Annotated in this window: 13 protein-coding genes; 8 read left to right on the forward strand and 5 right to left on the reverse strand. The window is 57.5% G+C overall.

The genetic code is table 11. The features are described from left to right. Nucleotides 1-130 precede the first annotated feature (130 nt). The 4 genes from hmeg3_RS06960 to hmeg3_RS06975 all read left to right on the forward strand — a co-directional run bounded on the left by hmeg3_RS06960 (nt 131) and on the right by hmeg3_RS06975 (nt 3,816). The gene (locus hmeg3_RS06960; protein ID WP_094563095.1) at nt 131-781 is read left to right on the forward strand and encodes a paraquat-inducible protein A; all 651 of its coding nucleotides are present in this window, start codon (nt 131-133) and stop codon (nt 779-781) included. Nucleotides 782-882: 101 nt separating this feature from the next. Further along, nucleotides 883-1,539 (forward strand): paraquat-inducible protein A, encoded by a 657-nt coding sequence (locus tag hmeg3_RS06965; RefSeq protein ID WP_094566183.1) that lies wholly within the window; start codon nt 883-885, stop codon nt 1,537-1,539. A gap of 13 nt (nt 1,540-1,552) precedes the next feature. Continuing rightward, nucleotides 1,553-3,175, forward strand: a complete 1,623-nt coding sequence (locus tag hmeg3_RS06970) for an intermembrane transport protein PqiB (RefSeq protein WP_094563096.1) — start codon at nt 1,553-1,555, stop codon at nt 3,173-3,175. Continuing rightward, nucleotides 3,175-3,816, forward strand: coding sequence for a membrane integrity-associated transporter subunit PqiC (locus hmeg3_RS06975; protein ID WP_094563097.1), 642 nt, complete (start codon nt 3,175-3,177; stop codon nt 3,814-3,816). Before hmeg3_RS06970 ends, hmeg3_RS06975 begins: the two co-directional genes overlap by 1 nt. Before the next feature lie 137 nt (nt 3,817-3,953). Here the strand turns inward: hmeg3_RS06975 and hmeg3_RS06980 are convergent, their stop codons facing one another. Beyond that, complete coding sequence (locus hmeg3_RS06980) at nt 3,954-5,396, reverse strand: DEAD/DEAH box helicase (protein ID WP_094563098.1); 1,443 nt, start codon at nt 5,394-5,396, stop codon at nt 3,954-3,956. Between the two features lie 420 nt (nt 5,397-5,816). Beyond that, nucleotides 5,817-6,599, reverse strand: a complete 783-nt coding sequence (fabI, locus tag hmeg3_RS06985; protein WP_094563099.1) for an enoyl-ACP reductase FabI — start codon at nt 6,597-6,599, stop codon at nt 5,817-5,819. Between the two features lie 286 nt (nt 6,600-6,885). Between fabI and hmeg3_RS06990 the strand changes: the two genes are divergently transcribed. From hmeg3_RS06990 to hmeg3_RS07005, 4 genes are read left to right on the forward strand one after another with little or no spacing between them, the layout of a single operon-like run. Further along, nucleotides 6,886-8,703, forward strand: coding sequence for an extracellular solute-binding protein (locus hmeg3_RS06990; protein WP_094566184.1), 1,818 nt, complete (start codon nt 6,886-6,888; stop codon nt 8,701-8,703). A 10-nt stretch (nt 8,704-8,713) separates the two neighbouring features. Continuing rightward, nucleotides 8,714-9,760, forward strand: a complete 1,047-nt coding sequence (locus tag hmeg3_RS06995) for a microcin C ABC transporter permease YejB (protein WP_094563100.1) — start codon at nt 8,714-8,716, stop codon at nt 9,758-9,760. Then, nucleotides 9,757-10,827 (forward strand): ABC transporter permease, encoded by a 1,071-nt coding sequence (locus hmeg3_RS07000; protein WP_094563101.1) that lies wholly within the window; start codon nt 9,757-9,759, stop codon nt 10,825-10,827. The genes hmeg3_RS06995 and hmeg3_RS07000 overlap by 4 nt, the downstream gene beginning before the upstream one ends. Beyond that, nucleotides 10,824-12,446, forward strand: a complete 1,623-nt coding sequence (locus hmeg3_RS07005) for an ABC transporter ATP-binding protein (protein ID WP_094563102.1) — start codon at nt 10,824-10,826, stop codon at nt 12,444-12,446. Before hmeg3_RS07000 ends, hmeg3_RS07005 begins: the two co-directional genes overlap by 4 nt. Before the next feature lie 27 nt (nt 12,447-12,473). Here hmeg3_RS07005 and rbsD read toward each other — a convergent pair whose 3' ends face one another. The 3 genes from rbsD to hmeg3_RS07020 are packed head-to-tail and all read right to left on the reverse strand — an operon-like array spanning nt 12,474 to nt 14,867. Then, complete coding sequence (gene rbsD / locus hmeg3_RS07010; protein WP_094563103.1) at nt 12,474-12,866, reverse strand: D-ribose pyranase; 393 nt, start codon at nt 12,864-12,866, stop codon at nt 12,474-12,476. A 22-nt stretch (nt 12,867-12,888) separates the two neighbouring features. Then, nucleotides 12,889-13,815, reverse strand: coding sequence for a ribokinase (gene rbsK / locus hmeg3_RS07015; RefSeq protein WP_094563104.1), 927 nt, complete (start codon nt 13,813-13,815; stop codon nt 12,889-12,891). Nucleotides 13,816-13,874: 59 nt separating this feature from the next. Continuing rightward, a complete protein-coding gene (locus hmeg3_RS07020; RefSeq protein WP_094563105.1) occupies nt 13,875-14,867 on the reverse strand; it encodes a LacI family DNA-binding transcriptional regulator in 993 nt (330 codons plus the stop codon). Nucleotides 14,868-14,894 lie beyond the last annotated feature (27 nt).

Genomic DNA, 14,894 nt, shown 5'->3' on the forward strand with positions numbered 1-14,894 from the left:
TCCAAGTTCCTTTCATAATGATGAAGCGACAAGTCCTGGGTGGCTTGGCGGCATCCGGCTTTTATTCGATCCTTGTTTGTATATCCAGCACTTGATCAATTCGTTAATTAATTAATTATTTATTCAATTCATGTATAGACGTCCGGACCTGATCGTTTGCGAAGAGTGTGATGCAGTGCATCGCAGGCCGGTACTCAGACGCGCTGAAATTGCGCAATGCCAGCGTTGCGGTGCAGAAATGGAGCGCGACACCGGCAGTCGCCAGCAACGTTTGCTGCCGCTGACGGTTGCCAGCCTGATCATGTTCGTGATCGCCAACAGCTTTCCCATCGTCGAAATCGAGCTGCAAGGATTGACCAGTCAGACCACGCTGATCGGCGCCGTCAAAGTGCTCGGTATGGAAGGCATGTCGCTGGTAGCCATGCTGGTAATGGCTACGACCATTTTGTTCCCGCTGGTGCAGCTGCTGGTCCTGTTCTATTTATTACTGCCGACGGCACATGGCGTGAACCGTCCCGGCGTCAAGACTCTGCTGAGGATCATGCAGATGGTACGTCCCTGGGGGATGGTGGAGGTCTTTCTGCTCGGTGTGTTGGTGGCAGTGGTCAAGTTGTCCAATATGGCGACGGTGATTCCCGGTGTCGCCTTGTGGGCGTTTGGCGCACTGACGATCGTTTTGACCGCAGTCGTGTCATTTAACCCGCGCTATCTGTGGCGCTCGCTGGTGATCGCACGCATTGAAGACGCCGATCCGGTCAAAGACGGGGAGCCGGTACGATGAGCGCTGATACTTATCCCGCATCGGACGCATCGTCTGATCCCTCTTTTGCCGATGAGTCTGCGGCAAAGGCGCATCAGGCTGAACATGCTGCCGATCCTGTAATGAGCAGCGCCATCGCTTCCAATCTCCGTCCCTGCCATCATTGCGGTACCGTCTGGGAAGATGCCCCCGACGATGCGCATTGCGAGGTCTGCCACAGCCCGCTGCATGTGCGCAAGATCGATAGCCTCAATCGCACCTGGGCTTTTCTGATCGCGGCCTGCATCATGTACATCCCGGCCAATCTGATGCCGGTGATGACCACGACGACTCTGCTGGATGAACAGCAGGATACGATCATGAGCGGCATCATCTACTTCTGGGTCGATGGATCGTGGGAGCTGGCGATTGTGGTGTTCATTGCCAGCTTTCTGGTACCGCTCTTCAAGCTGGTGTCGCTGATCATCCTGACGGTGAGCGCGCGCCGGCGCAGCAGCTGGCAGCGTCTGCAACGCGCCAAACTGTATCGTGTGGTGGAGTCGATAGGGCGTTGGTCAATGCTGGATGTATTCGTGGTGTCTTTGCTGACCGGGCTGGTGCAAATAGAAGGCTTTGCCAAGATCACGGCGGGAGTCGGCGTCGCAGCGTTCGGATCGGTAGTGGTGCTCACCATGCTGGCGTCGCTGAGTTTTGATCCGCGCCTGATCTGGGATCAGGATGAGCCGGTTTCTAATGAGAACGCTGTGCCGTCGCCACATGTCGACCTGCAAGAGCAATAAAAAAGGATAGTGAATGACTGAACAAACGACGCCCTCACATCATCTTCCGGAGCCTAAACGCTCCCGCCAGCGCAACTGGCTGCCCTCGCTGGTATGGCTGATTCCCATCGTTGCCGCCGTGGTCGGCCTCACACTGGTTGCCAAGATACTGATCGAACGTGGCCCGGTGATCACGATCAGCTTCTCCTCCGCCGAAGGGCTGGAAGCCGGCAAGACCAAAGTGAAATACAAAGACGTCGATATCGGTCTGGTGCAGTCGATCACGCTGAGCAGAGACCGCTCGCATGTCTTGACCACTGTGCAACTGACCAAGGAAGCCGAAAGCTTCACCGCCGACGACACGCGCTTCTGGGTGGTGCGTCCACGCGTGGCGGCATCCGGCATCTCGGGTCTGAATACCTTGCTGTCGGGCGCTTATATCGGCGCCGATGCGGGCAAGTCGGAGGAAACCAAAAAGGAATTCGCCGGCCTTGAACAGCCGCCGATCATTACGCGCGACACCTCCGGCAAGCAGTTCGTGCTGCATGCCGCTGATCTCGGCTCGGTGGATATCGGCTCGCCCGTGTTCTATCGCCGCATCAAGGTCGGCCAGGTTGCCGCCTATGATCTCGATCAGGACGGCAAGGGCGTGACACTGCGTATTTTCGTGAATGCGCCTTATGACAAATTCGTCGGTATCAATTCGCGCTTCTGGCATGCCAGCGGTTTCGACATGCAGATCAATGCCAGCGGCTTCAAGCTGCATACACAATCACTGGCAACGGTGGTGCTGGGCGGTATCGCTTTCAAGTCGATGGATGAGTTCGACACCAACACGGCTGCCAAGGAAAACACCAGCTTCCGCCTGGCCGAAGATGAGGCCGCCGCCATGAAGGAGCCTGACGGACGCTCGCAAACCGTGCTGCTTTATTTTAACCAGTCGCTACGCGGTCTTGAGCCGGGCGCGGTGGTGGACTTCCGTGGTGTGGTGCTGGGCGAGGTCAAATCGATTGGTATCGAATACGATGACAAGACGCGTCAGTTCCTGATGCCGGTGGTGGTGACCCTGTATCCGGATCGTCTCGGCCGCAAGTTCAATGAGCAGCAGGAATCGCGCTACACGCCGCGCCAGCGTCTGCGCTATCTGGTTGCGCATGGACTGCGCGCGCAATTGCGCAGCGGCAGTCTGCTGACCGGTCAAGTCTATGTGGCGCTGGACTTCTTCCCGAAGGCCGAGCCGGCACAGATCGACATCGAGCGGACACCGCTGATCTTCCCGACGATACCGAACAGTCTCGACGAGATCCAGAATCAGATTGCCGATGTCACGCGCAAACTGAGCAAGGTGCCGTTCGACAAGATCGGCGAAGACCTGCGCAAGACGCTGGCCACGCTCAACCGTACATTGAGCAGTGCCGAGCAGACCATGAACAAGATCAACAACGATGTCGCACCGGAAATCACCGCTGCCATGCGCGATGCCCGCAAGACGCTCAACGCCGCCGAACGAACCTTGTCCGAGGATGCGCCATTGCAGCAGGACGTGCGCCAGACCATGCAGGAGCTGTCGCGTGCGGCAGCATCCATCAAGGTGCTCACCGATTATTTGCAACAACATCCGGAATCGCTGATTCGCGGCAAGCAGGAGGATAAATAATGCAGGGTCGATTCACATTTTTCTCGACGGCGGCGCTGATGCTGGCGTTGACGGCATGTTCCAGCACGCCGACGCGCTTCTACACGTTGGCTGCAGCGGGTGGATCAAGTCCTTCGCCGGCGATGGCCAAGGCACCCGCCGCAACGCCCGCCGTCGCGGCTGGACAGACATTTATCGAGGTCTTGCCGGTGAGCGTGCCGGAGCGTCTGGCGCGTCCGCAGATTGTGGTGCGTACTGACGATACGCGTGTCGATATTCTTGAGCAGGATCGCTGGTCGGCACCGTTCAACAACGAACTGCGTGACGCATTGGCCAGCGGCGTCGCCAATCGTCTCGGCGCAGTCGACGTGACACGCGGTGGTCGTCCGGCCAATCAACCGGTTTATCGGATCATTGTTGAGTTGCGCCAGCTTGACGCCGTCAAGGGCGGCAAGGTGGACGCATCCTTCGGATGGACGATTGCGCGCAGCGACAATAATGCAAGCAGCGTATGCCGCCTGGCGGTGGTGGAACCTGTCAGTGGCGCGGGAATTGATGGCGTAGTGCAGGGTATGCAACGTGCAGTAGCCAACGTGGCTGATGCGATTTCGGCCGACGTGATAGCGTTGAGGGCGGGGAAGGGCGGCGCCTGCAGCAGCTGAAGAACGACTGAAAAGTCCTGACACCAATGACAAAGGCCGCTTCAATGAAGCGGCCTTTTGTTTTGTAGCTTGTCTACTTGCTGCAGCGATCATCGTTGAACGATGATCGCTGTTTCAGTATGTCGTCTCAGGACAGATTAACGATCGCCGTAAGAGCGACGTGCGCCGCCGTCGGAACGAGCGCCACCACCCTTGTAACCGCCGCCACCGCCGCCTTCTTTACGTGGGCCGCCACTGCCGGCTGGCTTGCCGCCGAAGCTGCGACCACCGCCATTGCCAGCGCCGTTACCCGCCGAACGTGGTGGGCCGCTGCGGTTGTCGCCTGGACGCCATCCGCCTGGCTTGCGCGCGCTGCGTGCAGGTGCCGCTGTTTTCTTTGGCTCGTAGCCTTCAACGACATCAACCGGAATCGGTTGCTTGGTGAAGCGCTCAATACGTTTGACGTGCATGCCTTCAGCATGATTGACCAGCGACACGGCAACGCCGTTGCGGCCGGCACGACCGGTACGGCCGATACGGTGAACGTAATCTTCCGGGAATTTCGGCAGATCGTAGTTGAACACGTGAGTGATGCCCGGCACGTCAATACCGCGAGCGGCGACGTCGGTAGCTACCAGCACGCGAACCTGGCCACGACGCATGCCGTCCAGAGTGCGGTTACGTGCGCCTTGATGCATGTCGCCATGCAAAGCAGCAGCAGCGAAACCAGCGATGTTCAGACGATCAGCGATGGTGTCGGCATCACGCTTGGTCGCAGTGAAGACAACAGCCTGATCCATGGTCACGTCGCGCAGCAGGAAGTCCAGCAGGCGATTCTTGTGCGACAGATCGTCGACGAAGTGCACGCGCTGAGCGATGTTTTCATGCTTGGTGGCGGAACCGGCGATCTGGATGATCTGCGGTGCATTGGTGATGCGCTTTGCCATGTTGCCGACGACGCCATCCAGCGTTGCCGAGAACAGCATGGTTTGGCGGGTTGCCGGTGTGGCAGCGACGATCTTTTCGATATCTTCGATGAAGCCCATGTCCAGCATGCGGTCAGCTTCGTCCAGCACCAGAATTTCCAGTTCGGAGAAATCGATCTTGCCCGAATCCATATGGTCGATCAGACGGCCAGGTGTCGCCACCAGGATTTCAGGATTGCGCGACAGCAATTGCATTTGCTTCGGATAAGGCATGCCACCGAGGATGGACACGGCCTTCAGGCGACGCATGTGTGCGCAATACTTGTCGGTTGCGGTGGTAACTTGCAGGGCCAGTTCGCGTGTTGGCGTCAGCACCAGCATCTTTGGCTGTGCAGGACGGAAACGTGGACGGTCGCCGCGTGCCTTGGCGGCTTGCGCTTCCTGGTTTGGTGTCTTCGCGCCAGGAGCAGCAGGTGGCATGGAGGCAAACTTGTGCAGCGACGGCAGCATGAATGCTGCAGTCTTGCCGGAGCCTGTCTGCGACGATACCAGCAAATCCTTGCCGGCGATGGCGGCAGGGATAGCTTGTTCCTGAACCGGAGTCGGCGCGGTGTAGCCGGAGTCGGTCAAGGCTTTGATAATCGATGGGTGCAGGCCTAGTGTTTCAAAAGTCATGTTTTCTTTCGTTTTGTGTATGAGCGCCAGACAAATGCAATGCAGCGCAACGCCTGCGTCAGAGTGAACGGACGCAACGAGCGCACAACAAATGCGGTGAACGCAAAAAAGCAACGCCAACCAACGAAATGACTATGAAAAACAAAGAAATTTCGGCACAAAAGCTTTGCGCCGGGACGGTGTCGCTTAAAGACTAAGGACACTCAAGGCGGGAGGGCTTTTACTACGTACTGTCGACTGTCTAGCGCGACAATTAGGGCTTGCGAAGCTGCTGAGTAACCCAGCGAGCCGGATTACGGTTTGTACGTCGTATTGCAACGCACAAACCGAATCATACAGCAAAATGTCGAAGTTAGCACTAGGGTTTGCTCGGAGATTTGCTTCGAACAAGTCCCTAGTCTTCTTTCGTCCTGGTTCGTATTACTCGGAGATACCGCCGACGACGCGCGAGAAGCCGCCGTCCACGTAGGTGATCTCACCGGTGATGCCGCCTGCCAGGTCCGACAACAGGAAGGCCGAAGCATTGCCGACGTCTTCAATCGTTACGTTGCGGCGCAGCGGGGCGTTGTCGGACACAAAACCGAGGATCTTGCCGAAGCCCTTGATGCCGCTGGCTGCCAATGTCTTGATCGGGCCGGCGGATACGCCGTTGACGCGCACGCCCTTGGGGCCCAGAGATTCCGCCAGGTAACGCACGCTGGCTTCCAGCGATGCCTTGGCCAGACCCATGGTGTTGTAGTTTGGAACCACACGTTCAGAGCCAAGATAGGTCAATGTCAGCAGCGCCGAGTTGGGACGCAGCATCGGCAGCGCAGCCTTGGCCATTGCCGGGAAGCTATATGCCGAGATGTCGTGCGCGATCTTGAAGCCTTCTCGCGAGAAGCCTTCCAGGAAGTCGCCGGCAATCGCTTCGTTCGGCGCGAAGCCGATGGCGTGCACCAGGCCGTCCAACTGGTCCCAGGACTTGCCCAGATCGGCGAACAGGGCATTGATTTGCTCGTCGCTGCCGACGTCGCAATCAAAAATCAGCTTGCTGTCGAATTCTTCAGCGAACTTGGTGATACGGTCCTTGAAACGTTCGCCGACATAGGTGAACGCCAGTTCCGCGCCTTCGCGCTTGCATGCCGTAGCGATGCCATAAGCGATGGAACGATTGGATAACAGACCTGTGATCAGGATTTTCTTGCCTTGCAAAAATGCCATGTTGACTCCGAGTGATGGGTAATGCCGATATGCCGGCAGCGGCGCGGCTGAAACTGACGAGATTGTAGGGGCTTGCGATGAGGAGGGCAACTTTTCGACTCGATCAACGTATTGCATTTGAGGATAGGCGGCGAGTCCTTCATTTGTAGAGAAATATGCTGGTTCTACTATCTACCGCGCAGGAAAGACGTGTCAGTTGTGTACAATCGATCATCATAGTCGGCCGGAGACTTTATTGCGATTCTGGTCTATTTCAATGCAACGCCAACGTTTCTTTTGTGGACGCATGTTCAAATTTCTCGTTTCAGTTTTACTGGTCGGCATATTGGCTCAAAGCAGCAGCGCCTTTGCTGCATACGCGATGGCGCTGGGTTACACGCCGAAATATCCGCCCGGATTTACCCATTTTGACTACGTTAATCCGGATGCGCCGAAACAAGGCCAGATCACGTTTCCCGCGTTAGGCAGTTTCGACAAGCTCAACCCCTTTACCTTAAAGGGTTCTGTTGTCAGTGGAATGGGCCAGGGAGGCAACGGTTTTGTCTTTACGCAGTTCAGTCTCATTTTCGAGTCGCTCATGACACAAAGCGAAGATGAACCGTTTTCTGCGTATGGGCTGCTAGCCGAAGACATGGATCTGGCCCCCGATCAACTCAGCGTGACTTTTCGTCTGAACCCGGCAGCACGCTTCTCCAATGGGGATCCGGTCACTGCTGAGGATGTCAAATATTCGTTCCGCACCCTGACCGGCAAATCGACGTCGCCTGTGTTCCGTTCGTATTGGGCAGATGTAAAGAATGTCGTGGTGGTGAACCGGCTCACTGTACGTTTTGAGTTCTCCAAAAAGAATAGCGAACTGCATATGATCATCGGACAGTTGCCGGTGTTTTCGCCGAAATGGGGGCAAGGAAAGCCGTTCGACAAGGTGGCGCTGGAGCAGCCGATAGGTAGTGGGCCCTATACCGTCGAAAAGTTTGATTTCGGCAAATATGTCACCTACAAGCGTAATCCGGCCTACTGGGCTACCAACCTGCCGAGCCGACGCGGTCTGTTCAATTTCGATCGGGTCTCCTTCCGGTATTACAAGGACGATTTTACGCGGCTGGAGGCGTTCAAAGCAGGCGAGTTCGACGTCAACATCGAAAACAATGTCCGCAACTGGGTACGCGGGTATAACGGCAAGCGCTTTTCCAGCGGGGAACTGGTCAAACATGAATTCCCTCGGAGTAACGTCACAGGCCTGCAGGGCTACGTCTTCAATCTGCGGCGGCCGATTTTTCAGGACGTCCGCGTCAGGAAGGCAATCGGACTAGCGCTCGATTTCGAATGGCTGAATCGCCAGTTGTATTACGGCCGTCTCAAGCGTAGCGACAGCTATTTCACCAATAGCGAACTGGCTGCGAAAGGCTTGCCGGATGCGGAGGAGCTGAAGATATTGATGCCGCTGAAAGACAAGCTTCGACCGGAAGTTTTTGGTCCGGCGCCGGTGCCGCCGTCGACCGCAGCACCTGGGTCATTGCGAGAGAATCTGAAAAAGGCACGCGATCTGCTGGCACAGGCGGGCTGGACGTATCGCGATGGCGCGCTACGCAATGCGCAAGGAAATATATTCAGTTTCGACTTCATGATCGTGCAGCAATCATCGGAACGTGTGATCGCGCCGTTTGCGCGCAATCTGGAGAAACTCGGTATCCGGATGAACTATCGGATGATCGACGCGGCGCTGGCGCAGAAGCGCATCAATGATTTCGATTTTGATATGGTCACGCAGATCAAGGGCGGTTCGTCGAGTCCGGGCAACGAGCTGTATGACGATTTCGGCTCGCACTCGGCTGGCGAGAGCGGAAGCGAAAACTATGGCGGCATCGCCGATCCGGCCATTGACGCTTTGATCGATCGAGTCGTCAAGAGTAGCTCGCGCACCGACCTGATCAATGCTAGCCGGGCGCTTGACAGAGTCTTGCTGCATGGTTTTTATTGCGTGCCGAATTACTACATCGAGAAAAATTTCGTCGCCCATCGCAATACCCTGGGTTATCCGCCGGTGCCTCCACATCAATACGCGCCACAGGTATGGGCGCTGACGATGTGGTGGACAAAATAGGAGAGTAAGCATGTGGGCATACATATTACGGCGCGTGCTGTTGATGATTCCGACGCTCATCGGCGTCATCCTGCTGACGTTTGTGGTGATCCAGTTCGTGCCGGGAGGGCCGGTAGAGCAGATGGTGCAGCAGCTCAAAGCCCGCGATGGCGAAGGCGGTGGCGGCGCCGGTTTTGGCTATAACGGGCGAAAGGGAGTCGATGCCGAACGCATCAAGGAAATCAAGGCGCTGTATGGTTTCGACAAGCCGGTGACCGAACGCTTCTGGATCATGATGAAAGGGTTTGCCCGTTTCGATCTGGGCGACAGCTTCTATCATCACGTCGATGTGTGGACGTTGGTCAAATCGAAACTGCCGGTGTCGGTGTCGATCGGTTTGTGGACCTTCTTTCTGACCTATCTCATCTCGGTGCCGCTGGGTATCGCCAAGGCCGTGCGCGAGGGTAGCCGTTTCGATTCGCTGTCGAGCGCAGTGGTGCTGGTGGGCTATTCGATTCCCGGGTTTGTGCTGGGCGTGTTCCTGCTGGTGGTGTTCGGCGGCGGCAGCTTCCTGCAATGGTTCCCTCTGCGCGGACTGACCTCTGACGACTGGGCCACGCTGTCGCTGTTCGGCAAGATCAAGGATTACCTGTGGCACATCACCTTGCCGGTGCTGGCGTCGGTGGCCGGATCATTTGCGGTCATGACCATGCTGACCAAGAATACCTTTCTCGACGAGATCCGCAAGCAATATGTGCTGACCGCTCGGGCCAAGGGCCTCTCCGAAAACAAGGTGCTCTACAAGCACGTCTTCCGCAATGCCCTGATCCCGCTGGTGACCGGATTTCCGGCAGCTTTCATCGGCGCCTTCTTTGCCGGCAGCCTGCTGATCGAGACGCTGTTCTCGCTCGACGGTCTCGGCTTGCTGTCGTATGAGTCGGTGATTCGCCGCGACTATCCGGTCGTTATGGGCACCCTGTATCTGTTCACGTTGATCGGTCTCGTGGTGAAACTGCTGGGCGATCTCTGCTATGTCTGGGCCGATCCGCGCGTCCAGTTTGAAAGTCTGGCCAAATGAGCGCGACGACCTTGACTGCTTCTCCTTCTTCTCCATTTCCTTCGCCTTCGATTTCTCCGGGCCGCCGCATCTGGCTGCGCTTTCGCCAGAACCGCAATGGTTATTGGAGCCTGATTATTTTTCTGGTGCTGTTCGTCATCAGTCTCGGCGCCGAACTGGTTTCCAATGACAAGCCGTTGGTGGCCAGCTATCACGGCAAGATTCTTTTTCCGATTACGCATGACTATTCGGAAAAAGAGTTCGGTGGTGATTTCGCCTCGCCGGCGGATTATCTCGATCCCTTCATTCAGGATCAGTTCAAGAAAGACGGCAATTGGGCAATCTATCCGCTGAATCACTATCGCTTCGACACACTCAACTACTTCGCCACGCAACCCAATCCGGCGCCGCCATCTTCGGAGAACTGGCTCGGCACCGATGATCGCGGGCGTGATGTGTTTGCGCGTTTGCTGTATGGCTTCCGCATTTCCATCCTGTTCGGCCTCGCATTGACCGCGACGGGCGTGGTGCTTGGTTTGCTGGCAGGCGCGGTGCAGGGTTACTTCGCCGGGCGCACCGACTTGTTCATGCAACGCATTCTGGAAATCTGGGGCTCGATGCCTGAGCTGTATCTGCTGATCATTTTTTCTTCGATCTTTGAGCCGAGCATCGGCTTGCTGCTGGTGTTGTTGTCGCTGTTCGGATGGATGGGTTTGTCGGATTATGTGCGCGCCGATTTTTTACGTAACCGCAATCTGGAATACGTACAGGCCGCGCGCGCGCTCGGTCTATCGAATTTGCAAATCATCTGGCGCCACGTGCTGCCCAACAGTCTGACGCCGGTGGTGACCTTTTTGCCATTCCGCATGAGTGCATCGATTCTCGCATTGACCAGTCTCGACTTCCTTGGCCTCGGTGTGCCGCCTTCGACACCGAGCCTGGGTGAGTTGCTGGCGCAGGGCAAGAACAACCTCGATGCCTGGTGGATCGCCTTGTCGACCTTCATCGTGCTGACTGTGACCCTGCTGTTGCTGACCAATATCGGCGATGCCTTGCGCAATGCTCTGGATGTGCGGAGGAAGGCATGAGTCTGCTTGAAATCCGCAATCTGTCGGTGCGCTTCGGCAATGCAACCGTCGTCGATGACGTCAGCTTCAAGGTCGAACCCGGCGAAAAATTCGCTCTGGTGGGCGAGTCCGGTTCCGGCAAGACGGTCAGCGCCTTGTCGGTATTGCGTCTGAATCAGGACGCCAATTACAGCGGACAAATCCTGTTCAACGGCGACGACATCCTGCAAAAGAGTGAAGCCGCGATGCGCGGTGTGCGCGGGTTGGATGCGGCGATGATTTTCCAGGAACCGATGACGGCCTTGAATCCATTGTTCACTATCGGCAACCAGATCGCTGAAGTGCTGATGCTGCACGAAAGCCTGAGCGCCAAGGCTGCGGCACAACGCACCATCGCCTTGCTGGAGAAGACAGGTATTCCAGAACCAGCGCGGCGCGCACTGGCGTATCCGCATCAATTATCCGGCGGTCAGCGTCAGCGCGCCATGATTGCCATGGCTCTGGCCTGCCATCCCAAGCTGCTGATCGCGGATGAACCGACTACGGCGCTGGACGTGACAATTCAGGTACAGATCCTGGAACTGCTCAATCAGTTGCAGCGCGATGAAAACATGGCGGTGCTGCTGATCTCGCATGACCTCAATCTGGTTCGTCATTTTGCCGATCGCGTCGGCGTCATGGAAAAGGGCAAGCTGGTTGAGACTGCCGCTACAGCCGCATTGTTCGCAGCGCCGCAACAGGCTTATACACGCAAGCTGCTGGCCAGCCAGCCCAAACGCAACGTCGACGAGATCGCGCCCGATGCGCCGGTCTTGCTGACCGGAGAACGCGTGCGTTGCACCTTCTCGATCAAGCAAGGCTGGCTGCGTCGCAAGCAGTTCGTCGCGGTTGACGATGTCGATCTGACACTGCGCAAAGGTGAAACGCTGGGCATTGTCGGCGAATCCGGTTCGGGCAAGTCAACACTCGGCATGGCCTTGCTGCGTCTGTCATCAGCGCAGGTAGAAGGCAAGATCCACTTCGACGGTCAAGAGGTCAGCGCCATGTCGTCGAGCGCTGTGCGGCCCTTGCGCGCACGCATGCAGGTGGTGTTTCAGGATCCGTTTGCTTCGCTGTCACCGCGCAGGACGGTTGAACAGATTGTCGGTGAAGGACTCGCTCTGCATCATCCGAACTTGAATGCCGCCCAGCAGCGGGCCGCCGTCGTCGCCGCGCTGCTGGAAGTCGGATTGTCCGAAGACATGCTGCAACGCTATCCGCATGAGTTTTCCGGCGGCCAGCGCCAGCGTATTGCGATTGCACGCGCAGTGGTGCTCAAGCCAGAGCTGTTGCTGCTGGACGAGCCGACCTCGGCGCTCGATGTCACGGTGCAGCAGCAGGTATTGCAGTTACTGGCGCAGTTACAACGAAAGCATGGCCTGACCTATCTCTTCATCAGCCACGATCTCGCCGTGATCCGGGCCATGGCGCATCAGGTGGTGGTCATGAAAGACGGCAAAGTGGTGGAGAGCGGCGCCGTTGCCGATGTATTGCAGCAGCCGTCGCATGCCTATACCCAGCGCTTGCTGGCTGCGGCGACGTATGCGGCCGACAACATCAGAGATGGTGTTGACAATGATGAGGACTTTGCCGGCGGCTGAGATTGCCGGTCGTAGTCATTTCATGCATCAGAAAACGACGCCAGAGATCAAAATGATATTGGCGTAAGGCGTGTACTCGCCGGTGCGGATCACGGCGCGTGCCTGCTGGGTACGGCGTTTGAAGTCTTCATGCGGCATGGTTTGCTTGCCGGCCAGGCCGAGCAATCCGATCTGTTGCGCGAGCTGCGGACTGCGTTCTGCCAGTTCGTCGGCCAGCACGTACTGTTCTACATGCATCTCGGCGAGGATAGTTTGCAACGTATCCATGAAGCCGGGCACGCCGCGCATGAGTGCCAGATCGATCAGTGGCACACCCGGCGGTACCGGCAGGCCGGCATCGCCGATGACGATGCTGTCGCCATGACCGAGCGAGGCGATCAGTTGCGACAGCGCGATATTGAGCAGCGGTGTTTTCTTCATGTCAGTTTCTCACTTCCCTTGTTCAGATAGTCACTTCCTGACGCGTCGGAATAGACGTTTGCGCACCCACGCGTGCGACGCTGATCGCGGCGGCGCGCTGACCTAGTGCAATGGCATCGGCTTCACTGCTGCCTTCTGCCAATGCGGCGACGAAACCGCCGATGAAGGTGTCGCCTGCCGCCGTGGTATCGACTGCCTTGACTGCTTGCGCATCGAAGTGGGCCGAATCGGCGGCCAGTGCGGCGTAGACGCCTTTTTCGCCGAGCGTCACCAGAACGTTGCTGGAGCCGTTGGCACGCAGCTTCGCGATGATGTCGGCGATCTGTTCGTCACTGTCGTTGTCAATATTGATGTCGGTGGCAGGCACGCCGGCCAGCATGGCCGCTTCGATTTCATTGGGCACCAGATAGTCGATTTGATCGAGCAATTCTGTCGGTAAAGCTTGTGCAGGCGCGGGATTGAGCACCACGATCTTGCCCAGCGCATGTGCCAGCTTGATGGCGTGGATCACCGTCGGCAGCGGCGACTCCAGTTGCAGCACGACGATACGGGCTTGCTCGATCAGCGCGCGCGCAGCATCGATATGTGCCGGGCTGAGTTCGGCGTTGGCGCCGGACGCCAGCACGATGCTGTTCTGACCGTTCTCGTCCACCAGAATGGAGGCGATGCCGGACGCGGTGTTCGGAATGGTCGTGACATGGCTATCGTCAATGCCATCTGTGCGCAAGGCGGCGCGCAGTTCGGTGCCGAAGGCATCGTCGCCGAGGCAGGCTACCATCGCGACTTTGACGCTATCGGCGCTCAGACGCGCGCAGGCTACGGCCTGATTGGCGCCCTTGCCGCCGGGAATAGTGCGGAACTGGCCGCCGGTGATGGTTTCGCCGGGAAGCGGCATGCGCGGTACGCGCAAAACCAGGTCCATATTGATGCTGCCGATGATGACGATCATGTGTGTCTTAACGTGAAATAAATCAAAAACGAATCAAAAATGAATCGCAAATAACGTGGTTATGCTCTGACCGTTGAACCGCGAATATGCAATTGCGGCGTGATGGTTTGTCTTTGTACCGGCCGGCTTGGATCGGCAATCCGGTCGAGCAGGCATTGCGCGGTCAACTGGCCCAGGGTACGGGTGTTTTGCGACACACTGGTTAATGGCGGATGCACGAACTGAGCCAGATCGATATCGTCGAAGCCAACCACCGACAAGGCGTCCGGTACATCAATGCCGCGTTCTGCCGCAGCGCGCAGGGCGCCGATCGCCATCAGGTCGTTACAGCAGAAAATCGCATCCGGTGCTTCACCGGAAGCCAGCAGATCGCGTGCAGCGGTGTAGCCGCCTGCGCTGGTGAAGTCGGCGTATTTCAGCATGTCGTCCTGTACGGTGATGCCTGCATCCTGCAGCGTCCGGCGCAGTCCGGTGATGCGTTCGTACGAAATGTCCAGGCTCTCCGGCCCGCCGATGCAGGCAATGCGGCGACGTCCCAGCGACAACAGATGCTCGGCTGCCAGTGCACCACCGGCGGCGTTGTCGACGGCAACCAGATCAATCGCCATGTCTTTTGGCGCGCGATCCAGTAGCACGGTCGGCACCTTCATCTTGCGCAGCAGTTCACCGTCGGTCTGTGCCAGCGTGGCGACGATCAAGCCATCGCAGCGTTTGGTCAGCAACACGTTGAGATAGTCGCGCTGCTTGGCAGGGTCATCGTCCGAGTTGCACAGGATGACGCTGTAGCCGGCGGCGTAGCAGCTGTCTTCGATGCCGCGCGCCACCTCCGAGAAGTAGGGGTTGGTGTTGTTGGGAATGATCAGGCCGATACTGCCGGTGGCATTGCTCTTGAGCGAACGCGCAAGGGCGCTGGGCACGTAGGCCAATGCTTCGACAGCGGCCAGCACACGGTCGCGGGCGTCGACGCTGACTGGACGTGTTTTGTTCAACACGTGCGACACCGTGGTGTAAGACACCCCGGCGTGGCGCGCTACGTCTTTGATGGTTGCCATGTTTTGTTATCGCTGATGTTGTTAGTG

The organism is Herbaspirillum sp. meg3, from assembly GCF_002257565.1.
Taxonomy (GTDB): domain Bacteria; phylum Pseudomonadota; class Gammaproteobacteria; order Burkholderiales; family Burkholderiaceae_D; genus Herbaspirillum.